The organism is Adlercreutzia murintestinalis (assembly GCF_943192905.1).
GTDB lineage: Bacteria > Actinomycetota > Coriobacteriia > Coriobacteriales > Eggerthellaceae > Adlercreutzia_A > Adlercreutzia_A murintestinalis.
The window spans coordinates 1-22,484 of sequence record NZ_CALPCC010000013.1 but is presented as its reverse complement, the minus strand read 5'-3'; the positions used below and the strand labels follow the sequence as shown (position 1 = coordinate 22,484).

Genomic DNA, 22,484 nt, shown 5'->3' with positions numbered 1-22,484 from the left:
CCATGACTTCATCCATCACGGTGCCCATCAAGCGCCTGCGCGACGATATCGCGTTGCCCGCCTATGCCCATGCTGGGGATGCTGGACTTGACTTGCGGGCTGCCGAAACATGTCTTCTTGAGCCCCATGGGCGCGCCATCGTGCCCTGCGGGTTCTCGTTGGCCATCCCTGAAGGCTATGCGGGGCTGGTGCTGCCCCGCAGTGGCCTTGCGAGCAAGCACGGCATCACGTTGCCGAATAGTCCGGGGCTGATCGATAGCGGTTACCGCGGCGAGATGATGGTATCGCTTCAAAACACCGACGCGCATGAGGCGTTCCTCGTTGAGCGCGGCATGCGCATCGCACAGCTTGTTATCATGCCCGTTCCTCTCGTTGCGCTCACGGTGGTCGACCAGCTTGATGAGACCGACCGCGGACACGGCGGATTCGGCAGCAGCGGGATTGAGTAGGAGCCTTCCATGCCCGACGAACAACAGACACCCACACCAACCGAAGAGGAAAAGGCTCAGATAGCCAGTCGCAACCTTGCGTCTGCGCAAACGCTGACCACCATCGCGTTGATCGCGTCTCCTGTGTCGCTCATCATCGGGGGCGTCCTTTTGAGCGGTGCTGCTCTCATTTGCGCGCTCGTCGCACAATCGAAGGTGCGGATGGCGCTTTTGCTCATGGATGAGCCGACCTTCATGGCAAGCCGTCTGCGCACGCAAACGCGCATCGCGGTCTTCGTGAGCCTTGGCGCGATGGTCGCTAACGTGGTGTATCTCATACTCATGTTTCCGATCATGATGGACGTCATCCAAAGCGGTGATATACAGCAGCTGACCGAGCGCTTCGGCGCAGCGCAGCAGGGTTCATCGTCAGCATCAAGTTCGGTATGGGGTTAGCGCCGTGCGGCTGCAGTTCCATAAAAAGCTGATAATAGATGTTATGTAAAGTTAGACTTCCTCGCGAAACGGATGCCTCGCCTTCATGCCGCGACGCGCTGGTACGATGCGCAACTCTTCGCTTTCAATGCCGAGCTGACGAAGCTTCAGGTGCAAAAGCTCCCGATGCGTATCAAGCTCCGAGCGGATGAGCGCATCAGACGCGCAGACGACGCAGACCATATACGGCGTGTCCTTGTCAGGCCCCTTGCGCGGCGCAGTGTCCTCGCGGACATAGAACCCGTTCGTCCCCTCAAGGATCAAGCGCGCAGCTGCGGCGTCCGGCCATATCGCATGCACTGCTTCCCGGTAACGTTCGTTGTTCAGCGCTATCGACATGAACTTCGCCGCATCGCCATCGAGCCTGTTGATGATCCGCGAGAGTTCGGCGCCTAGCTTCATCATGGTGCACCTCCTTCGGTGCGATTATACCCGCTTGCGCGGTGTCGGTTGGACAGTAGTGCGCACTTCGCGTATCGTGCTGTGTGACAAAGCTATCAAGGAGCATGGTATGACGGTACCGGGAAAGCGAATACGGTTCTTCGGGCTCTGTGCGCTTGCTCTGTGCATAGTGCTCAGTGGCTGTTCGCATCAGACTGACGAAGAGGCTATCGAGAGCTCGATCGCGAAGCGCCTCGATGGCTATAAGAATCCCGACAGTTCCGAGACGGCCAATTTCGCGGCTCGGATGGACATCGACTCGCTCTCGCAATACGGCGTTTCCATGGCCGATTTCATGAAGGCGTATCTTGATGGATTCGATTATGAGATCACCAGCGTGGAGGTTGACGAAGATACCGCTGTGGCCACTGTCGTGATGCGGTGCAAGAGCTTCTCGGGATACGAGGCCGCTCTTGCAGCGCAGGCCGAGGCGCTTGGCTCCGATCAGCAGATCGCGACCATGACAACCGATGAGCTGGACCAAGCGTTCGGAGAGGCTATCCTCACTTCGCTCGAGGGCGTGGATGTGCGCGATACCGACCCCATCACCATCACGTTCGAGAAGACCGACAACGTGTGGATGCCGGTGTCGGATGCCTCTGACGACATCGCAGCGGCTCTGCTGTCGAATTGAGCGGCGCTACATGAGCAGCGAACGCGCTCGGGCGCATCTGACGCCACGGTTGATGATCCAGCTTGCAGCGCCTCATACGTGGCCTGCATCTCTGATGCCGGTGTTGGCAGCGGTTGCATTCGCTGCACGGACCAACTCCGCGCTCTCAGCGCTCTCTGCATGCGTTCTGCTCGCCATTGCGGTGCTCGCGCAATCGGCGGTCAATGCGCTCAACGACTACTTCGATTTCATCAAGGGTGCGGATAGCGCTGACGATAACGTGGAGGAAAGCGATGCGGTGCTCGTGTACCACAACGTATGCCCCGCTCATGTGCTCGCATTTGCTCTGGCGTGCATGATGGTGGCGCTTGCGCTCGGCGTGTACTGCATCATGCTCGCAGGATGGATCCCACTCTGCATCGCTTTTGTGGGAGCGCTCGCGATCGTTTTCTATTCAGGAGGGCGCACACCGCTCTCATACGCACCGGTTGGCGAAGCGGTGAGCGGCGTCGTCATGGGTGGTTTGCTCCCCTTGGCATGCTATCAGGTCCTCACCGGGGTGCTCGAGCCCCTCGTGCTCGTCTGGTCCATCCCCCTCATCATCGGCATCGCGCTCATCATGTTGACGAACAATACCTGCGATATCGAGAAGGATCGCATGGCCGGCAGGCGCACATTGCCCGTGCTCCTTAACCGTCAGCGCTCACGTGTGCTCTATCGCAGCTTATTGATCATATGGCTCGCGAGCATTACCGTCATCGTGGCTCTCTGGTATACCCCCGGCATCATCGTCGTGCCCTTCCTGCTCCTTGCCGCTCATGCGCCGTTCAACGCGCTTTGGGCCAATCCGTGCACGCCCGCCGTGCGCGTGCAGGCCATGGGGCAAATCTGCTCTGCCAACCTCTTGTTCGGTGCATTCTTCGCGGCGGCTGTTTTCGCGAGCGGTATCACGCTCACCCTTTAGGGTATGAAGGTCAGGCAACACTACAGCATCGCGAAGGTGATCGCGTGCTGGTTTCGATAGCGCTTTCGCAGTGTTGCTGGGTCATATACCTTCACCAGCTCATCGGGCATCGCGGGAACGTCTTCGTCGAGGATGCCCGCCCTGAATGCAAGGTGCCCCATCAGCGCAGCAGGCGTGCGATACGTTCGCATCATCTCGTCGAAAGCGGCATCATGGTCGCGCTTGGCAAGGCGGCGCCCATCGTCAGCAACGAAGAGCGGGATATGACCATAGGTGGGAGTAGGCGTGCCGAGAAGATGATGGAGATGTATCTGCTTTGCTGTCGATGGCAATAGATCGCATCCGCGCACCACCGAATCGATGCCCTCATCAGCATCGTCGACAACAACGGCAAGCTGATAGGCAAAGCCGCCATCTGCCCGTCGCACGATGAAGTCATCAGCACCCGCATGCATATCAATGACCTGCTCTCCCTGGAAGAGATCATCGAAACGCATGCAGCCATCCTCCATGGCAAGGCGAAACGAGGATGCACGCCCGCAAGCAGCGAGCGCCTCGCGCCGCACGCGCCGCTCACGTATGCTGAGCGTACGGCATGCTCCGGTGTACGAGCTTCCCTCGCCGCGATGAGGCGCTGCTTGCGCGTTCGCTTCGGCACGCGTGCAGAAGCACGGATAGAGGTGCCCTGCTCGCGAAAGGCGAGAAAACGCCTCTTGATAGGCCTCCGTGCGCTGGCTTTGATAGATCGGTCCCCTCTCCCACGTCAGGCCAACCTGCTCAAGGTCGCGCATCAACTGATCGGCGAAGGCGGGTTTCGAGCGCTGCGCATCAAGATCCTCGATGCGCAGCACGATCAGACCTCCCGTTGACTTCGCGTCCAGCCATGCCATCAGATAGGCGAAGAGATTACCTGCATGCAATCGCCCCGTTGGTGAAGGCGCGAATCTTCCTCGTTTCGGCATCATGCGTCGCAGTGACGCCGATCGTCGATATGCTTCGCTTTTCCTGCGGTGCGCTCGATCCCTCCGGGTTCAACCAAACGCACATCCACTCCTACGAGCAAGGTGCTCTTGAGCTTGTCGGCGATAGCGCGGCGCATCTGCTCCATCTGTGCGAAGGAATCGGACATCTTCTCGGGTCGCAGTTCCGTCTCGATCGTGAGCGCATCCATGCCACCGCGCGTTTCCACGATGATGCGGTAATGCGGCGTTACCTCATCGATACCGGCGAGCACATCCTCGATTTGGCTGGGGAACACGTTCGTGCCTCGTATGATGAGCATATCGTCGCAACGACTGCGCACCTTGTCCATGCGCGCATGAGTGCGCCCGCACGCGCAGGACTCAGTGGTGACGCGCGTCAGGTCGTGCGTGCGATAGCGCAGCACCGGGATGCCTTGCTTATCGAGCGGGGTGAGCACCAGCTCTCCCAGCTCCCCTTCTGCGACCGGTGCACCCGTTTCAGGATCCACCACCTCGAACAGGAAATGGTCCTCGGCGATATGCTGCTGGAATCGATGCGCCAAGCACTCGCCCGAGACCCCTGGTCCCATCACTTCGGTGAGTCCATAATTGTCGGTACAGACGATGTGCATGCGCGCTTCCAGCTCGGCTTTGAGCGCAGGCGGGCATGGCTCGCCGCCGAAGAGGCCCACGCGCAAGCTCGAGCGCTCCCAATCGTATCCGAGACGCTCCCCTACCTCGCAGATATGCATCGCGTACGAGGGCGTGGCGATGAGCACCGTGGTGCCATAATCCTCGATCATCTTGATATGGCGCTCGGTGTTGCCCGACCCCGCCGGGATCATGGCGCACCCCAGTTTCTGCAAACCGTAGTGCAGACCGAACCCGCCGGTGAACATGCCATAGCCGAACGCCATCTGCGCGATATCTCCGGGCACGACCCCGGCCATCTGCACCAAACGCGCGATGCAGTCGCTCCAAACTTCCATATCGGCCCGCGTGTAGCCAACGACGATGGGCGTGCCGGTCGTTCCTGACGAAGCATGCAGTTCGATGATATCGTCAAGATCGACCGCGAACATGCCGTATGGATACGTATCGCGCAACGCATTCTTATCAGTGAACGGAAGTTTGCGTATATCTTCCAAGGTGCGGATGTCCTCCGGGGTCACGCCCATCTGATCCATGCGATGACGGTAGTACGCCACGTTTTGATAGGTGTAGGCCACCTGCTCTTTGAGCTTGGCAAGCTGCAATGCTCTCAGCTGCGCGCGCGGCATCGTCTCAACGGCAGGATCGAATAGAGGCAGCTCGTCGAAGCGACCCGCCTCAGCGGCAGCCACCATGGCTCCTTTTCGGAGCAGTTCAGTCGAGCAGGCTCGTCGTTGCGTATCGTTTGCCATAGGTATCCCATCTGTTCCTTAGGCGCAAGGTTGCTCGGCGCAGGCTCGCGCGATGTCCTCCTGTGTCACCATGACGAATCCGGCATCAGCCAAGAGCTGCTTCGCATGCGCTGGGTCATCGGTACCGATGATGATGTAGGTTGATATCATCGAATAACTGTAGGAGATGTTGAGCGCGGCCTGCGCGAGCACCTGCGCTGCACGGGCAAGCTCTCCTGGCACGTCATCGAGCTTCATGCAGATCACGGGCGATTCGATGAAGGCGCAACCCTCTTGAGAAAGAGCGGTTGCGGCCGCATCGGTCCGATCCACGATGAAACGCGTGATACCGTATTCGCCGGTATCAGCCAGCGCGTATCCGCGCACGTTCACCTGCGCACGCTCGAAGGCGGCCAGAACACGCGCAAGATGTCCCGGTTTGCTCTCTGCGAAGATGCTCAACTGGGAAACGGTCATAAGGCTGCCCCCTTCTCGATCAAGAATGCGCGACCAGCACGGAAGGCGTCGATGTTAGCCTCTCTGGTTCTCTCGGGAACGAATGCGCAGACGGTCTCTTCCCAAGCAGGCATTTCAAACGAAAGGAGCGCCGAGAGTGCTCCGAGCATCACCATGTTGGAAGCTTTCGCAGTGCCAGCTTCAACAGCGGTCGAGCGCGCCGGTACGATGACGGCCCCGACATCCTGCAGGCGCCCAACCACATCGCGCGGCACAGCCTGTCTGCCGGTGAGCACCGAAGCTGGTTTGATCAGCTCATCGCTCGCGATGAGACGTCCCTGATCGCGCATGAGGGGAAGATTGCGCAGGGCTTCGATCAACTCGAACGAAACGACGATATCAGCCGTGCCCGGTCCGCAGACCATGGACTCCACGTTCTCTCCGAACGCCACATCGGTTGTGACGGCACCGCCACGTTGAGCCATGCCATGGATCTCGGAGACCTTCACCTGCTGGCCGCAACGGAGCGCTGTCTGCGCAAGCACATGGGCTGCGAGGATAGTGCCCTGTCCGCCAACGCCGCACAGAAGAACCTTCACTGACATATCCGCTCCTATTCCGCGACTTCGATTGCATTGAAGCGGCAGTATTGGGCGCATTGGCCACAACCAATGCACAGGTCCATATCGATATAGGAAAGGCCCGTATCGGCATGCTTTCCGATCGCGGGGCACCCTAAGGTCAGGCATACGCCACAGCCGGTGCACGAGGTGATCAGATAGGGCTTTTCGCGCACGCGCTCAAGTAGCACGCAGGGGCGCCGGAAGACGATGACCGACAACGTGTCGGCATTTGCGGTGGCGGCCTTCAGAGCCGAGCGCACTGCCTGCATATCGTTAGGGTCGACGATGGTTATCTCTTCGATGCCAAGCGATGCCACCACGCCTTCGATATCCATCTCGCGACTGGCTCGTCCTTGTAGGGTCGTGCCATTGAACGGATTGCCTTGACGACCGGTCATGGCGGTCGTGCGGTTATCCAGAATGCAGATGGTACCTGCTCCATTGTTGTAAGCTGTTGACACGAGCGAGCTCAGACCGGAGTGAGCGAACGTGGAGTCGCCGATGACCCCGACCACCGGTCGATGATCGGTAGCGCCGAGAGCCAGTTCAAAGCCATGCGCCATGCTGATCGATGCGCCCATGCACACGCAGGTGTCCATGCACGACAGTGGCGGCAAAGCACCCAGCGTATAGCAGCCGATATCGCCGCACACGATCGCCTTCAAGCGCGCAAGCTCCTTGAAGACGAGGCGATGCGGGCAGCCCGGACACAGCGCTGGTGGACGCGCGGGAACATCTTCAGCCGCATCGTGATGCGCTGGCTGCTCCTCGCCGAAGGCGGCGCGGATGAGCGAAGGCGTCAGCTCGCCGGCACCTGGCAGCGGCGAGAGTGTGTCATGCACGGTGATGCCTGCTGCCGCTACGGCATCGCGCAGATACGTGGAAGCCTCTTCGATCACGTAGAGCGCATCGACCGTATCCGCAAAAGCACGCAGGCGCTGCGCAGGTAGTGGCCACGTCACGCCTAGCTTGAAAACGCTTGCGGTGGGAAGCGCCTCGCGCACATGCTGGAACACCGCTCCTGCGCAGACGATGCCGACACGACGCTCGCCCTCGATGATGCGGTTGTAAGGGCACTCTTCCACCCATGCTTTCAGGGCCGAGACGCGTTCGAGCTGCACGACCCTACGCGGTTTGGCGAAGGCTGGCATCATGACCCACTTCGCAGGATCGCTCTCGAAGGGATGCTCGGGGGCCTCGGTGCGCATCTTGGGTTCAACCGGTGTGCGCGTATGGGAGATGCGCACCGTTGAGCGGATGAGGAACGGAACATCGAAGCGCTCTGAGAGCTCATAGGCATCCCTGGTCATATCCTGCGCTTCTTGCGAATCGGCAGGATCCATCATGGGCAGCTGCGCTGCCGCTGCATAGTAGTGGGAATCTTGCTCGTTTTGAGAGCTGTACATACCTGGATCATCGGCAACCAGCATTGCCAGGCCGCCACCCACGCCCGTGTAGGCGGCCGTGAACAATGGGTCGGCAGCAACATTGAGGCCTACGTGCTTGCACGTGGCGAACGCGCGGGCACCTGCCGCCGATGCGCCAAGCGCCACCTCGAGCGCAACCTTCTCGTTGGTGCACCATTCCGCATATACCTCAGGCAACGCCGCGAAAGCCTCCATTGCCTCTGTTGATGGCGTGCCTGGATATGCCGCCCCGATGCGAGCGCCCGCCGCCCAGGCCCCGCGGGCTATCGCCTCATTGCCGGAAAGCAACTCCATGTGATCCTCGCTCTCGATCGCGCGTCTCATGCTTCATAGATAAAGGCGAAGGCGCCGATCTGGATGATATCCCCATCGGTGAGCGCTTTCGCATTCACGTTTTGATTGTTGACCCACACTCCGTTGAACGAGTGCTCGTCGCGAAGCACATGGCAGCCACCTTCAAAGCAGACGGTAGCGTGCTCGCGCGATACGGTCATATCGTTCAGGAAGATGTTGCAGCTTGGATTGCGCCCGATGGTCGTGCAGCCATCCCCGAGCGCATAGTCAACGCCCACGCGCGGACCGCGGATGGTCCGCAGCACTGCGCTGCTTGCCTGTTTCGCTGGCGGCAGATCCTCAAGCGTTTCGCGCACCGGGGTGAAACCGCGCGTTGTGCCTACCAATTTGAATCCGCAGACGCTGCATTGACCGTCTGACGGATCAACTGCCGAGCGACATACCGGGCATCTCTCAGTCATCTTCGCTCCGTTCCCTCACGTTGTGCATCCTCTTCCGGCAGACGAGCGCTAAAGCACGGCCGGAGTATGGTTCAAGACTACCGATTCGGAGACCTCGTGTTGTCCCATAAAAAGGCCACAGAAGCCGCTCCAGACGTGTTGTATGGATTCCCAGAGCGTCGGCGCGCTGATGGCCTCGCAGGCGACGATGTCTTGCTCGGCGATCTGCTCGTTTCGCTGATAGAAGGTCGCGTGTCCGATAACCTCACCGACCTCGACCGCGCCCGAAACCTCGTAGAACTCGAAGCTTTGGCTCACATTCCCATCGAGCGTGAAGATATCCACCGTCGCATCCGGATCGGCGAAGGTAGCCTTAACGGTCTTGTCCACCTGATCGGTCAGCGCCACCTCCGCCACCACGGGCACTTCCCGTGTGCTGCCGTTCAGATCAGCGGTCACCATCTCATCGTCGTTGGCCAATGCGTAGGCCATCTGATGACCGTAGTACCAATCGAACAGCGTCATGGTGTCGGTGAATCGCTGAGCTTCGCTGGGCGCATCGAGCACGATGGAGTACACCATATCCCCGTTGCGCTCGCAGGCGCCAGCGAAACAAGCGCCGGCAAGGTCGGTGAACCCGGTTTTCACTCCGCAAGCACCCTCGTACGTACCGAGCATCTCGTCAGTCGTGGAAACGCGCACGGTCGTCGTCATCCCTTCACGTTGCACGCTGAGATCAGCTTGCCGCGTCTCGACGATCGATCGGAACAGCTCGTTTTCCATAGCGCACGCAACGATCTTGCATGTCTCAGCCGCTGTGCTGTGCAGGTTCCCAGCATAGGTGCCATAGTCGAGTCCGTGGGCGTTCTCGAAAACGGTATCCTGGCAACCAAGCTCTGCCGCCTTCTCGTTCATGGCGGCGATAAACGCCTGGTTTCCCGCGGTATCGTCGCTCACGCCTGCCATGGTCTTGCCCAACGTCTCAGCGATGGCAATGGCCGCATCGTTGCCTGAGGGGATCATCAGCGCCTTCAAAGCGTTCTCAAGGGTCAGCACATCCCCCGCCTTCAAACCAGCAGTGGATTCCCCCACCGAGGCCGCAACCGCAGAGACCGTGATCGGCGTGTCGAGGGGAGCTTCCTGTAGGGCCACCACCGCCGTCATGACCTTCGTGATGGAGGCGATATTGGCAGGAGAGGATGCATCGCGCGCGAAGAACACCTCGCCATCAGCATCGACCAAGATGGCATGCTGCGCCTCGATCGAGGGGCACAGCGATGCGCTCAGCGCGCGCGATTCAACCGTACCGCCGGTGACCTCATCGGTTTTACGCACATCAGCAAGCGCTTCGCCAGGCAGCGCGAGAAGCGAGGCGGCGAGCATCGACGCGAGCACCGAACGCGCTACGACAGCGCGGGTGATCCTCTCCCTAGAGCGCATCGATTTCCTCGGGAGTGACGATGTGAAAACCAGCATCCAAGAGCTTACGTTCGCTGTCATCGCCTTCTATCTTGAGCACATCCACCGCCGAATTATCCTTGACGGCGAAACAATAGGCGTACTCGATGTTCATATCGCCCTCGTCGCAGAATCTGAGCAAGCGCGCCAGACCACCGGGTTCATCGGGAATGCGCACCGCGATGACCGGCGTGACGGCAGCACGAAAACCGGCATCGGTCAAAAGCGAGGCTGCCTTTTCAGGCGTTTCGCAGAAAATGCGCGCAACGCCGAAGTCTTTCGTATCGGCAACGTAGAGCGCATGCATGTTGATCTCAGCATCAGCGAGCGCAGACACTGCGCGCGAGAGATGGCCCTTCTCGTTTTGCAGGAATACGGTCAGTTGGGAAATCATGGTTACTCCGTCTCTCTCAGGTCTATCACGCGCTTGGCCTTGCCCATCGAACGCTCGATGGTCTTCGGTTCTACGATCTTCACATCCACGTTCACCTGCAAATTGCCCTTCAGTTCAGCTTGCAAGCGCCGCTTGAGGTCTTCGAGCACTCGTACGGTATCGATCTGGAAATCCGGCTCGGTCTCCACCTGAAGCTCGACCGCATCAAGCGCTCCCTTGCGCGTGAGAACGATCTGATATTGCGAAGCGATCTCGGGGAAGCCGGTGATCACCTGCTCGATCTGGCTGGGGAACACGTTGACGCCCCGGATGATCAGCATGTCGTCGGTGCGGCCGCGCAAACGATCGATCTTGCGGTGCGTGCGTCCGCAGGCGCACTCATCGCTCACGATGCGCGTGACGTCGCGGGTGCGATAGCGAATCATGGGCGAACATTCGCGCGTCAGGGTCGTGATGACGAGCTCGCCCCATTCGCCCTCGGGCAACACCTCGCCGGTATCGGGATCGATGATTTCGCAATAGAACTGATCCTCTGCGATATGCAGCCCTCCCCGCTCGACGCACTCCATGGCAACGCCAGGCCCCATGATCTCGGAGAGCCCGTACACGTCGCAGTATTGAATGCCCAGCTTATCGGCGATCTCTTGGCGCATGTTCTCCGAACAAGGTTCGGCGCCGAAGATGCCTCCCGAGATGGCGAAGTCGCGCGCTGGGTCATAGCCCATCTCAATGGCGGTGTCGGCTATCAAGAGCGCATAGGAGGGCGTGCATGCGAGAATGTCGGTGCCGCAATCGCGCAGCATCTGCACCTGTCGCTTCGTGTTGCCCGATGAGGTGGGAATGACCGTGCATCCCATGGCCTCTCCGCCATCGTGGGCGCCGAGCCCGCCAGTGAACAGGCCATATCCGTACGAAACCTGGATGGTTGACGCCGCCGATCCGCCCACCATGGCGATGCCGCGAGCAAAACAGTCGCCCCAATTGTCAAGGTCGCGCCGTGAATGCCCCACGACCGTCGCCTGTCCCGTGGTGCCCGACGATGCGTGAATGCGAGCGACCTCTTCTTTGGGAAGGGCGAACATGCCGAACGGGTAAGCATCGCGCATGTCCTGCTTCACGCAAAACGGCAGCTTGCTGATGTCTTCCAGCGAGGTGATATCGTCAGGGCTCACGCCCGCCTCATCGAAACGCTGACGGTATAAGGCAACGTTATCGTAGGCATGCCTGACGCTCCACTTTAGCGATTCCAGCTGTTGGGCGCGCAACTCATCGCGTGGCATCGTTTCGATCTCTGGTTGGAAATAGTTCCCCACGGTGCATCTCCTTCGCGTCAGTCCGTCTCATCGTCGGTGGTCTCTTCGAGTTCCACCGGCGTGTTGGGTCCGGTGAGGATCACCTTGTCCACAGGAGAGTATACGGAATCGAAGCGATCTTGGCGTATGATCTGCTCGTTCTTGTCGGTTACCGTTCTGATCACGTAGATCTCCATACCATCGGTGCCCACCGTCTTCACGCTTTGGTAGCCCTCGGGCTTTTCCTCGTCGACCTCGACCCTCGTTTTGTACTTCTTGCCCTCTTCCCAGTCGCCCGTTTGCGTTTTCACGCTATACCCGGGTGATATGCCGTAGAGCGACACGGTTATGGATGTATCGCTGTAACCAGTGCGCACGAGAATGTCGCTTTGCGTGTCGTTGCCCCAACGTAGATCCATCTGAGGATATGCGATGGCAGCGTCGCGCCCATCGGGATAGCTGCTCATATGCAGCGTATGATTGTGGCGCTCCAAAATGGGCAGCCCCGAGTTGTAGACCGCGTTGAACACGGTCGTGGCAACCTGGCAGATACCGCCGCCCGCCTCGGCGACCACCTCGCCATCCATGATCGCGTTGGCATCCTTATATCCCGCCGCCGCATCGCAGCTGCCAACCGTATCGTTGAACGACCAGGTGCCGCCCTCGCGGCTGACCACAGAATTGTTCATGGCATCGGCCGCGCGATGAATGTTGAACGTGCGATTCTGCGTGGAAGCCGTGTCGTTGTACGTGGTGGTGTACATAGCGATGCGCGTGATGAGCCCGTTCGCTACCGCCTCATCGAAGGTGAACGGGCCACGCGTGGTCTCGGTCTGTATGGGAATGCCGAAGCGCACATCCCCCTGAATGTAGGTGCCGGTATCACGAAAGGCGCCGAACAGGCTCTCGTCGAGCTGCGAGATCGCCGCATCCGTTGAGGGCAGCACAACAGCAGCATCAGGCGTCACGATCACCTCATCGCCCTGTACGGTGAAATGCACCGAGATATCCGATCCGCTCATCCCTTCCGTGAGCGAGGTGGCTATGGAGCGCGATGCTGCGAGGTGATCGAACGACGGAGCGAGCTGCCAAGCACCGTCGCGTTCAACCGCTTCGGTAACAACCCAATCCCCAAGCATGCTTCGGTCAGCATCGAGGGCCTTTCCGTCATACATGAACGAGGCGCCCTGTTCGATCGCTGCGTTCACCGCATCGCAGGTGGTCTGCGCATGCTGCTGATCGATACGGATGGGCGCATGCTCGATCTGCGCAACCAACTTGACGCGCTCGGCATCGTCGGCAAGAAGGCTGGCGGTCAATTCGGTCACGAACGCATCGGGGTCGATCATGTCGCCGTCGTGCCCCTCGGTCACCTGCGCCTGACCATCCTCAACGCGAACACCCCAATCCAAGCGCACCGTACCGAGCGCTGAATCAATGTCGTTGATCAGCAGCTCCAGCTTGTCCTCATCGAAGTCGACGACGACCGGTACGGCCTGACCGCTAAACGCTGCGGCGAAGCGGTCGAGAATCCGCCCATCGCGCCCGACCTCCAAGGCATCCGTTGCCAGACGATGTGTCGGCACTACCGCATCCAGCGTTTCGGCGTTGGCCATCCACATGGTTTGCGTTGCCTTTGCCTCCGAAACCGATATCTGCTCGGCCACCGCGTCCATTTCGTGTATGAGCTGATCGATGTCAGCCGCATCTGCGGTTGAGGGACTGTCGAAGATGAAGGCGGTCGTAGCCGCAAGATGCGTTCCATAGCGGTCCTGGACTGCCGCTGCGGCCTCATCGACCGTCATGCCCGACACGTCAATATCGCCGATATGGACGCCTGGATAGATACGGCCATGGTTCACTAAAGCATCTACGCCGATGCCCAAGCAAAGCGCGATCACCACCACCGCAGCTACGCAGAGCGCTTTACTGGCATGCCAAAGGCGTGCGACGAGCGGTTCTGGCGGCGCAGAGCGCGCACTTGAGCGAGAAGACGACGCGCTGCGCGTATCTTGTCTTGTGTTGGGCATACGCCCGGAGGCACCTGATGCAGGTGGGCGGCGCTGAGCGGCGCGCATGCTGTCCGGCGCTGAGCGATTCGATTCGCGAAGGGGACGCGATGGCTGATGCGGTCCAGACTGAGCTGCTCGTGACGTACGGGATGCGAGCGGCACGGCGCCTGATGACCTGCGATTCGTGCTATCTGAGATCGCCTGTGAACGTCGGGGCGAACCTGAGGGCGCCGAATGCGCCGCGGACCGATTCCGCTGCTGTGGTCTTGCAGCGTTCCGCGTCGCTGCGTTCCTTCTCCGCTCGGGGCTGCTTCCTCCACGCCCGCGTGCGCCGCCCGTCACGAAACCGCCTTCGCGCGCGCATCGAGCACGGCACGCAGTGCGCGCGCTGCCACGACGCAGTAGTAGATCGTCACGCCGATTTGCAACACGAGTCCCAGATAGACCGACCAGATGCCCCACGATACCCACGCAGCGTTGAAGCCGGGCAACCAAGCAACATCACACCACGCAAGACCAGCCACGAGCGGTTCGCCCAAAAGCAGCCCTGCAATGCCGAAGAACAGGAACGTGGTGGCGAATTTCCCCGGATAGATGACGGGCACGTGAATATCGAAGCGGCGTAGCAGCACCGCCCCGCCCACCAAAAGAAAGAGCTCACGGGCGAAAATGAGGACCATGATCCACAGCGGAAGAGCGCCGATCGCGCAGGCGCCGATCACACCGGAGACCATGAGGGCGGTGTCAACCGCCGGGTCGAGCAACTTGCCAAGATCGGATACCTGATGGGTGCGCCGCGCCACCTGCCCATCCACGAAATCGGTAGCAGCAGCGAAGGCGAACACGATGGTAGCGGCGATATTCTGCCCGTTTGCGAGCAACACCGCATAAACCGGCACAAGACAAAGCCGTGCCAGCGATATCAGATTGGGAACGGTGCATACTTTGCTGCTGGATTCTTCCATATCGCATATGTTACCAGTTGAGACGCCCTGTTTGAAAGAGCGGGGACGTCTTCAGCACAACATCACAAGCAAAAGCGCGCCTTAGGCTTCGGAAGCTGCTTTCTTATCGGGCACCACAAGATCGATCACGTGCTTGCGGGCAGCAACCGCAGTAGAGGCAGGCTCCATAAGCAAGCATGTGGTCGGACATGAGCGCACGCAGCTGCCGCACAGGATGCATGAGAACGGATCGATCTCCCAGGTGTGCGCCTTCTTGTCCACCGTGATGCAGTGGCAGGGGCATACGCGAGCGCACATACCGCACAAGATGCATTCGTCAACCTTATTGGCGATGTGACCCTTCTGATGGGGATACGGCGTTTTAACCTGCGCGGGATACAGCAGCGTCTCCGGCTTTTTGAACAGGCTGCCGAACGTCATGCCGCCTAGTTTGAAGCTTCCCATGGCCCTACCTTTCCGTGCAGCTGATGCAGGGATCGATCGTCAGGATGATCATGTTCACGTCGGCCAAATCGCATCCTTTGAGCGCAACGGTCATCCCTGCGAGATTTTGCGAAGTCGGGGTGCGCATGCGCATGCGCTCAAGATACTTCGAGCCATTCCCGCGTGCGTAGTAATAACACTCGCCCCGGGGCTGCTCGAGCACGCTCGATGCCTGTGCCCCCGCAACAGGACTGCCCTTCACCTTCACAGCAATGTCCCCCTCGGGTATCTTAGAGGCCAGCTCCTTGATGATCTCGATCGACTGCACGACCTCAAGACAACGCACCTTCACGCGCGCATAGCAATCGCCTTGCGCATCTACGATCGGCTGGAAATCGGCAAGGTCGCCATAGGCGCCCCGCCCGAACATGCGCACATCGTACGCAACGTCTGACGCGCGCGCGAACGGGCCTACCATAGAAAGCTCAATGGCCTTCTCGCGCGATATCGCACCGACGCCCACCGTACGATTCTTGATGGACGTGTCGGTGAGCAGCGTTTTCACGATGGCATCATAGTCGCTTTTGATGCCATCGAGCACGTCGCAGATCCACGTGAGCGTGGCGCGGTCCATATCGCGCACCACGCCTCCCACCGACACCACCGACAAGATCACACGACCCCCGGTCGTCTTCTCGAAGATATCGAGCACGCGCTCGCGCAGGCGCCAACAATGCATGAACATGCTCTCGAACCCGAAGGCATCGGCAGCAAGCCCGAGCCACAGCAGATGCGAATGGATACGCGAGAGCTCATGCCAGATTACGCGCAGGTATTCAGCGCGCCGGGGAACCTCCACCCCCATCAGCTCCTCGACCGTTTCGGCATAGCCTAAGCTGTGACCCATGGCGCAGATGCCGCAGATGCGCTCAGCCACGTAGATGAACTGGTTGTAGTCGCGCGTCTCGACGAGCTTTTCGAGCCCTCGATGTACGAACCCGATCTGCGGAATGCAATCGATGACGGTTTCGTCTTCGACCACCAAATCAAGATGAAGGGGTTCGGGCAGCACGGGGTGCTGCGGGCCGAATGGAATGATCGTCGCCTTACCCATTACCGTACCTCCTTCTCTGCCTTCGCAGCCTTGGCCTCCATGGCAGCACGCACTTTAGCTGCTTTCTCAGGGTCCATGCCTGCAAGCTTCGCCTCAAGGTCGGCTTCGGCCTGTTTCTTCTCCTTCGCAGCTTTCGCCTCCATAGCAGCGCGCACTTTCGCTGCCTTTTCGGGATCCATGGCCGCCAATTTTGCTTCCATGTCCTCGGCGTTTTGCTCTTGCGTCTGTGCGGCTGCCTTCGCGGCGGCCGCAGCTTTCGCCTTCGCTTCCTTCTCGCGACGGGCAAGCTGCTCAGGCGAGATGATGGTCATGGGCTTTTCGGTTGAAAGGCGATAGAAGTTTCCCAAGAAATCGATGGCGAGGCCGGAGAACCCTATTCCGAACAGGTCGTGTATCTCGTTCTCGCACACGAACGATTCCAGGTATACGTCGCTGATGGACTCGAGTTTGCCATCATGGGGCACCGCTTCGACCACGAGATTCTCAAGCGCGCCATCCTTCATGTAAGAATAGATGACATCAACGCCCTCATCGCGATTGACCGCGAGCATTTGCACGTAGCGCCAACCATCTGCACGTCTGCGCTGCGCTTCCTCATGCACCTGAGCATCTTCAAGCGGCGCGAATCCCTGCGTGAATTCCATGAGCGCCTACCTCGCCTTCTCTGCCGATTTCATCTGCGCCGCTTTTTCGTCCAACACAGCAACGCCCTCAACGATCGCATCGATCAGTGTTTCGGGACGCACCGCACAACCCGGCGCGTACACATCGACCGGAATCGCCTTGTCCACGCCGCCGAGCACGTTATAGCAATCTTGGAAGATGCCCCCTGAGCAAGCGCAAATACCGCACGCGACAACCACTTTCGGTTCGATCATCTGATCGTAGATCTCACGCACGACGTCGATGTTTTGCGCATTGACCGAACCGGTCACCAAGAAGATATCGGCGTGCTTGGGATTTCCCGTGTTCACCACGCCGAAGCGCTCGCCGTCGAAGCCCGGGCACAGCGTAGCAAGTACCTCGATGTCGCACCCGTTGCAGCTTGACCCATCATAGTGGATCACCCACGGGGATTTCGATGCGTATCCCATGCGAACTCCTTATACGAAAGCCAGAACAGCGATGTTGATGCCACCGCCAACGAGCGCGACCGCCCATGCGCTCTTCAGCATGAATTGCCATTTCACGCGCGCGAAGTTGTTGTCGATCAGTATCTCGAGGAAGTACACCGCAAGCGCCACCACGATGGCGATCAATACCGACCACCACGCGCCCCACACGAAGAAGATGCTGACCCAGCCCAGGAACAGCACGTTCTCGCACCAATGCAGCACTTCCACCAACGCCAGCGTCGAGCCGCTCATTTCCGTGGTGATGCCGCGCACGATCTCTTGATGCGCGTGGTGCGACATGGACAGGTCGAACGGCGATTTGCGCAGTTTGATGGTCAGAATGAACAGCAGCCCCAGAAAGACCGGCCAGATATAGGCGATGACCGGGAAGTCGAGCGAGAATGCTGCCCCCACATTGAACGATCCGATGCCCTCGGTGGGCAAGATCAGCGCGGTTGCCATGTAGAACGCCACGGCGAACAGCAGCACCATCGGCTCATAGGACATCACCTGCATGGTTTCGCGCGCAGCACCCACCTCCGCATAGGGAGAGCGCGTCGACCAGGCTGCCATGATAAGGAAGAGGCTTGAGAGCGTGATGATGAACACGCACATGAGCAAGTTGCCGCCACTGAAGAAGATACCGCCAGCAAGACAAGCGAAGATGAACGCGCAGACCACATAGGCGCCCTGCACCGTGTTCACGTCAACGCGTTCCTTGCCCATCAGCTTGCGCACATCGTAGTACGGCTGCAGAAGCGGCGGTCCTACCCTACCCTGCATGCGCGCCGAGAGAATACGGTCAACACCGGCCAGCAGACAGCCCACCACCGGTGCCACTACAGCAAAGACCAAGCTGGCAAGGATCGGTATGATAAGTTCCATCAGTGACATGCCAATTCCCCCTATGCCAACGTTATGCCGACAAGCGCCAACACCACCGCGCACAGCATGACCACGCTATTGAACACCACACCCACCGGTGCGATGCGCGCCTCGCCGAACACATCTTCCATATACCAGTTGCGCGCCGTCGCCACCGTCTGGCCCGAAAGGGAGTTCTGGAACGCACGCGCATCATCGTCGCGGCTGACTCCCGCGAGATATACATCAACCTGCCGCTTCTTCGAGCGACCCAAACCGCAGAACAGCGCGATGACCACGATGCACACGCTGATGCTTGCCAGGTAGAGGTTGTCGAAGGAGATATCCTGAACCAGGAAGGCAACGGGCGCGAATTGGTAGGCACTGACGACATAGGGCTCAACCAGGTACGCCGATATGGCCGGAAGGGCGATGCAAGCGAATACGAGCAGCATGACCATGAGCAGAATGGACACCCATTCGCTCTTATGCACGGAAAGCTCAACGTTGGGCGGCTGTCCGGCGATGCCCGCCAGCTTGCCGAGCCACTTCGCCCAGAACATGAACGTGGCAGCAGAGCCGAATGCCAGAATCAAGATGAGCGCGATCTGATCCATGTTGGCGAAGGACACCAACGCGCCCCACTTTGCGATGAGCATGCCGAAGGGCGCGATGAACATGCACATGATGCCCAGCATCATGAAGCGAGCCAAACGCGGCATACGCTCGAACAGCAAGTCCATATCCTCGATGTCGCGGCTGCCAATATGATGTTCGGCCGTGCCCACGCACAGGAACAGCAGGCTCTTCGCGATAGCATGGAAGATGATCAAGAAGATCGCGGCCCACACCGCCTCAGGGGTGCCCACCCCAGCGCACATCGTGATCAGCCCCAGATTCGCGATGGTGGAGTAAGCCAGCACGCGCTTGGCATTGGTCTGCGAGATGGCCATGAAGGAGCAGAGCAGGAAGGTAATGCCGCCAACCAGCATCACCATGACCGAGGGGATCGTGTTCAGCAAGAACAGCGGCGCGAGCTTCACCAGCAAGAAGACGCCCGCCTTCACCATGGTTGAGGAATGGAGCAAAGCGCTGGTCGGCGTTGGAGCGACCATGGCCCCTAGAAGCCACGTTTGAAACGGCATCTGAGCTGCCTTGGTGATGCCCGCAAAGGCGAGGAACGTGATGGGCACCGCCACGATAGCGGGGTTGGCGATGCCGGCCTGAAGAAACTCTATGAGCGAGAGCGTGCCCACGTCGGTGATGGCGAACCACAGCGCCACGATGAAGGCGATGCCGCCCGCCAAGTTCATGATGATCTGACGGAAGGCATTGCGGATGGCCTCGTCGGTTTTGGTGTATCCGATCAACAAGAACGAGCACAGCGTGGTCACCTCCCACGCGGTGAACATCCACGACATGTTGTTGGAGAGCACGATGGCGAACATGGCTGAGAGGAAGATGAACATCAGCGCGAAGAAGGTCGGGCGCCTATCGCGCGCAGCGGCATCTTGGTGAGCTTGGAAGTCTTCCATATATCCCAAGGCATAGATGCAAATGCCCGATCCGATGATGCCGATGATGAGCACCATGATGATGGAGAGCAGATCGGTGTAGAGGCCGATCTCGACCTCCATCTGGCTTGCGAAGCCGAACTCGACCACCATCACGACGATGATCTGGATGATGGCCAGCAGCGCCGCCCAGATGTTTTTGTACTTCGCTGAAAAAGCCAGGATGACAACGACGCACAGGCCGCTGATGGCGGTGCAAGCGTGATCGATCAGAGGATGGTTGAAGTCGAAAAACACCGGCCCTGCGGCGAGATACGTGCCCGCAAAAACCACCGAAGCAAGGGCGATCAAGGTGCCGAATGCGCATACGATGATCGTGCGCGCGGTGTTCTGCCGGATGATAAGGAGCAGGATCGCTGCAATCAACGGCAGGAGTATCAAAGTGGCGATCAGTTGCATCTCCGCTTTCCCCTTCTCGTTTACCTCGTGGGAATGAGACAGCGGAACGGCGATCGGCGTGCCGCTGTGCGTTCCGCATCGCATTGACTTTACTAAGAGCCTCTCGCTGTGCGGCCGTCACGCCGATTCACGCGACCATCTGTTCGGTGAGGGGTGGCTCAGGTGCAGAGGCTGCTGCATGAGCGGCACCATAACAAGCGCGAACGGCGCAGGGACACTCAAGGAATACGGATTGAAGATCGTCTGGAGCGAGTTTCACATGCCAACTGAGTACAGGCAATAAATAAATTTAGATAATGCACTCTTTGAAACATAACTCAAACATGATCCAATTATTTGCGTGATTTGTATATGCCGTCCAGATATGCAACAGGCGGACGGCATATCAACCATCTGACCTGTCGTGATGTCTGGTTAGGACGGCAGAATTTGAACCTGCAAACCCTTGACTCTCAACTATAAGAGCTGGCTGATAAGTATGTAAATTTACGTGTAATTATTGATGGTATTTGCGTGTCCTTGAAATCTCTATATGAGTGTAGCGATGTACGTTTACGGTTGATTTACGTATACGTATGCTAGCCATAAAACCCGCACCATTAGAGGTGCGGGTTTTTTAACAGCACTAAGAAATGAGGCTACCACAGTTAAGGTATATCTCAACTTTTGCATGTGATGGCACACCGTCAATGCTTGTAATTGAGAACGGCAGTGTACTATCAGGTGTCATAGTATCAAGATATGTATATGCTCCCCCTAGAACATTTCCTGCTTCATCTCGAAATACTGCGTTTGCGGTGGATAGGGCAATCTCTGCGTCCATTTGATTAGTTGCTTGACCTGATACTGTAGTGTCACCAAAAGAATTTGTTGTCTCATTTATAGCGTCAACAAAGAAAAGCTGATCGAGTTGGGCTTGTTGAATATCTATCTCTGTCCACATTTTCTTCGAGTTTATTAACTGAAATTCGAGTGTGGAAGCTCCTTCAAATAATGTTTCGCCGCATAACGCCGTCTTGCCATTCGGGAAGATCAGAGAGAGCTTATTTGTGTCGCTGCCAACAATCTGCCCCGCATCGTCTTTACCCGTCACTTTGACTTGCACATTTTCAGCGGCCCAGTTCATGTTCCCATTTTGAATAATAACAGCATAATTGCCATCATTATATTCATCGAACCAATACCCTGATTCAACTATCTCTAGGTCTTGCGGTTCATCAGTTTCTTTAGAAGCAACATTTGCCGTTGCTGGTTCACTCTGTTCAATGGGCTCTACATTCTTTGAGCAACCCATTGCACCGCACGCCAATATGACGCAAAGAAGAACGGAACTTACCTGAACAATCAATTTCTTCATAACAGTCCTTTCTCTTCTCTCCCAATCATGGTGCAGAATGGACTGCGCGACAGACAGGAGAGCATCCGTATCGGTCGCCACAACCACAAGCAAGGCGTCGCCATATAGCAAATAGCCCTGAAAGACAGATGCTCTCCCAGCTGACTATTCGCTAAACATATGAAGCCCTAATAAGGCTTGTGATTGTGGCAGAAACAAGGTTAACAGAGCAGAGCAAAAAGCTGCCACAAAAGGTTTCTCTTTCCTTCTTGTTTATTTATTTCTTCAAGTGTGACAAGATCGATTCAATAGCTTTTGGCAGTTCGCATATATTGGTGATAACGAACTATCCAATATGATCCGCAGGCTCTCATATACTCTCTGTGCTCTGTTATAACCTCGACTGATTCGTCGGCACGTCTCGTATCTAGTTCGGTTTCTAGGTGCTCTAGAAACAGCAGCGTGAGCCGTCAATGTGATTGATAGCTCGTGTAGAAATGCTTAAAGAATTTTTCGATCCAACAGTTTCGAAATTATTCAACAACTTCCAGCACTTTCAAGTTTTCTCTACATTGTTTCATTTCTTCTTTACTTTTTCAAAATATTGATCCAAGCTAGCCGACATCTTATTCATTACAGCAGTCTCATCAAAGAGCAGATTGGATATATTCATAATCGCGTAGAAAGCGGCCTCATCACGTTGCATCGCGCTTTCAAGCGTGCCTTTAACCAGTGTAAGTTTGAAGATCGCATGCGGCGACACATTCAACTGCTCATAGGCACCATCGTTTATCTCAGCATCGAGAAAGGAATAAAGAATCACCCTCAGTATCTATGCTCCAACATAACCGAGACTGTGCCGCAACGATGCAGACGATAACCCAAAGCAGACACAAACAAAACGTTGTGGAAATGCCGGAAAGAATCGAATTATCTGGGTTAAGGCTCAAAAAGTGTGCTCTTTTTGATGAACAATCGCGAGGTCAGAACTGATAGATCGATGCTTCAAGTTG

The 22,484-nt window shown here is 57.9% G+C and carries 24 protein-coding genes; 4 read left to right on the top strand and 20 right to left on the bottom strand.

Going from position 1 to position 22,484, the window contains the following annotated elements; genetic code table 11:
• Nucleotides 1-2 precede the first annotated feature (2 nt).
• Complete coding sequence (dut, locus tag NFR19_RS05630) at nt 3-449, top strand: dUTP diphosphatase (protein WP_251212813.1); 447 nt, start codon at nt 3-5, stop codon at nt 447-449.
• Nucleotides 450-458: 9 nt separating this feature from the next.
• Nucleotides 459-884 carry a hypothetical protein gene (locus tag NFR19_RS05625; RefSeq protein WP_251212812.1) on the top strand — a complete coding sequence of 142 codons (426 nt, stop codon included), beginning with the start codon at nt 459-461 and terminating at the stop codon, nt 882-884.
• Nucleotides 885-935: 51 nt separating this feature from the next.
• Here NFR19_RS05625 and NFR19_RS05620 read toward each other — a convergent pair whose 3' ends face one another.
• A complete protein-coding gene (locus NFR19_RS05620; RefSeq protein WP_251212811.1) occupies nt 936-1,328 on the bottom strand; it encodes a hypothetical protein in 393 nt (130 codons plus the stop codon).
• Between the two features lie 106 nt (nt 1,329-1,434).
• On the opposite strand from NFR19_RS05620, the gene NFR19_RS05615 reads away from it, so the two are divergent.
• Together NFR19_RS05615 and NFR19_RS05610 are read left to right on the top strand one after the other, a co-directional pair.
• Nucleotides 1,435-1,998 carry a hypothetical protein gene (locus tag NFR19_RS05615; RefSeq protein WP_251212810.1) on the top strand — a complete coding sequence of 188 codons (564 nt, stop codon included), beginning with the start codon at nt 1,435-1,437 and terminating at the stop codon, nt 1,996-1,998.
• Nucleotides 1,999-2,008: 10 nt separating this feature from the next.
• Nucleotides 2,009-2,941, top strand: a complete 933-nt coding sequence (locus NFR19_RS05610; RefSeq protein WP_251212809.1) for a prenyltransferase — start codon at nt 2,009-2,011, stop codon at nt 2,939-2,941.
• A 20-nt stretch (nt 2,942-2,961) separates the two neighbouring features.
• Here the strand turns inward: NFR19_RS05610 and gluQRS are convergent, their stop codons facing one another.
• From gluQRS to NFR19_RS05515, 19 genes are all read right to left on the bottom strand, one after another.
• Nucleotides 2,962-3,903, bottom strand: coding sequence for a tRNA glutamyl-Q(34) synthetase GluQRS (gene gluQRS / locus NFR19_RS05605; protein WP_285813460.1), 942 nt, complete (start codon nt 3,901-3,903; stop codon nt 2,962-2,964).
• On the bottom strand, nt 3,903-5,249 hold the full coding sequence (locus NFR19_RS05600; RefSeq protein ID WP_251212807.1) for a phenylacetate--CoA ligase family protein: 1,347 nt from the start codon (nt 5,247-5,249) through the stop codon (nt 3,903-3,905). The genes gluQRS and NFR19_RS05600 overlap by 1 nt, the downstream gene beginning before the upstream one ends.
• A 75-nt stretch (nt 5,250-5,324) precedes the next feature.
• Nucleotides 5,325-5,762: an amino acid-binding protein gene (locus NFR19_RS05595; RefSeq protein WP_251212806.1), complete on the bottom strand. Its 438-nt coding sequence runs from the start codon at nt 5,760-5,762 to the stop codon at nt 5,325-5,327.
• Complete coding sequence (locus tag NFR19_RS05590) at nt 5,759-6,346, bottom strand: indolepyruvate oxidoreductase subunit beta (protein ID WP_251212805.1); 588 nt, start codon at nt 6,344-6,346, stop codon at nt 5,759-5,761. The genes NFR19_RS05595 and NFR19_RS05590 overlap by 4 nt, the downstream gene beginning before the upstream one ends.
• Before the next feature lie 8 nt (nt 6,347-6,354).
• Nucleotides 6,355-8,115: a thiamine pyrophosphate-dependent enzyme gene (locus tag NFR19_RS05585; protein ID WP_251212804.1), complete on the bottom strand. Its 1,761-nt coding sequence runs from the start codon at nt 8,113-8,115 to the stop codon at nt 6,355-6,357.
• Entirely contained in the window at nt 8,112-8,546 is a 435-nt protein-coding gene (locus tag NFR19_RS05580; protein ID WP_251212803.1) for an FHA domain-containing protein, read from the bottom strand. The genes NFR19_RS05585 and NFR19_RS05580 overlap by 4 nt, the downstream gene beginning before the upstream one ends.
• Nucleotides 8,547-8,594: 48 nt before the next feature.
• Nucleotides 8,595-9,965, bottom strand: a complete 1,371-nt coding sequence (locus tag NFR19_RS05575; protein WP_251212802.1) for a D-alanyl-D-alanine carboxypeptidase family protein — start codon at nt 9,963-9,965, stop codon at nt 8,595-8,597.
• Nucleotides 9,955-10,377 (bottom strand): amino acid-binding protein, encoded by a 423-nt coding sequence (locus tag NFR19_RS05570; protein ID WP_251212801.1) that lies wholly within the window; start codon nt 10,375-10,377, stop codon nt 9,955-9,957. The genes NFR19_RS05575 and NFR19_RS05570 overlap by 11 nt, the downstream gene beginning before the upstream one ends.
• Before the next feature lie 2 nt (nt 10,378-10,379).
• Nucleotides 10,380-11,657: a phenylacetate--CoA ligase family protein gene (locus NFR19_RS05565; RefSeq protein WP_251212851.1), complete on the bottom strand. Its 1,278-nt coding sequence runs from the start codon at nt 11,655-11,657 to the stop codon at nt 10,380-10,382.
• A gap of 50 nt (nt 11,658-11,707) precedes the next feature.
• The gene (locus NFR19_RS05560; protein WP_251212800.1) at nt 11,708-13,699 is read right to left on the bottom strand and encodes a VanW family protein; all 1,992 of its coding nucleotides are present in this window, start codon (nt 13,697-13,699) and stop codon (nt 11,708-11,710) included.
• A gap of 320 nt (nt 13,700-14,019) precedes the next feature.
• The gene (locus NFR19_RS05555; RefSeq protein ID WP_251212799.1) at nt 14,020-14,646 is read right to left on the bottom strand and encodes a CDP-alcohol phosphatidyltransferase family protein; all 627 of its coding nucleotides are present in this window, start codon (nt 14,644-14,646) and stop codon (nt 14,020-14,022) included.
• A gap of 81 nt (nt 14,647-14,727) precedes the next feature.
• Nucleotides 14,728-15,090 (bottom strand): 4Fe-4S dicluster domain-containing protein, encoded by a 363-nt coding sequence (locus NFR19_RS05550; protein WP_251212798.1) that lies wholly within the window; start codon nt 15,088-15,090, stop codon nt 14,728-14,730.
• A 4-nt stretch (nt 15,091-15,094) separates the two neighbouring features.
• Nucleotides 15,095-16,183, bottom strand: coding sequence for a hydrogenase large subunit (locus NFR19_RS05545; protein ID WP_251212797.1), 1,089 nt, complete (start codon nt 16,181-16,183; stop codon nt 15,095-15,097).
• Nucleotides 16,183-16,827, bottom strand: a complete 645-nt coding sequence (locus NFR19_RS05540) for an NADH-quinone oxidoreductase subunit C (protein WP_251212796.1) — start codon at nt 16,825-16,827, stop codon at nt 16,183-16,185. The genes NFR19_RS05545 and NFR19_RS05540 overlap by 1 nt, the downstream gene beginning before the upstream one ends.
• A 6-nt stretch (nt 16,828-16,833) precedes the next feature.
• The gene (locus NFR19_RS05535; protein WP_251212795.1) at nt 16,834-17,277 is read right to left on the bottom strand and encodes an NADH-quinone oxidoreductase subunit B family protein; all 444 of its coding nucleotides are present in this window, start codon (nt 17,275-17,277) and stop codon (nt 16,834-16,836) included.
• A gap of 9 nt (nt 17,278-17,286) precedes the next feature.
• Nucleotides 17,287-18,192 (bottom strand): NADH-quinone oxidoreductase subunit H, encoded by a 906-nt coding sequence (locus NFR19_RS05530; RefSeq protein WP_251212794.1) that lies wholly within the window; start codon nt 18,190-18,192, stop codon nt 17,287-17,289.
• Nucleotides 18,193-18,203: 11 nt separating this feature from the next.
• Nucleotides 18,204-20,135 carry an NADH-quinone oxidoreductase subunit 5 family protein gene (locus NFR19_RS05525; protein ID WP_251212793.1) on the bottom strand — a complete coding sequence of 644 codons (1,932 nt, stop codon included), beginning with the start codon at nt 20,133-20,135 and terminating at the stop codon, nt 18,204-18,206.
• Nucleotides 20,136-20,760: 625 nt separating this feature from the next.
• Complete coding sequence (locus NFR19_RS05520) at nt 20,761-21,492, bottom strand: FxLYD domain-containing protein (RefSeq protein ID WP_251212792.1); 732 nt, start codon at nt 21,490-21,492, stop codon at nt 20,761-20,763.
• A gap of 556 nt (nt 21,493-22,048) precedes the next feature.
• Complete coding sequence (locus tag NFR19_RS05515) at nt 22,049-22,294, bottom strand: hypothetical protein (RefSeq protein WP_251212791.1); 246 nt, start codon at nt 22,292-22,294, stop codon at nt 22,049-22,051.
• Nucleotides 22,295-22,484: the final 190 nt, after the last annotated feature.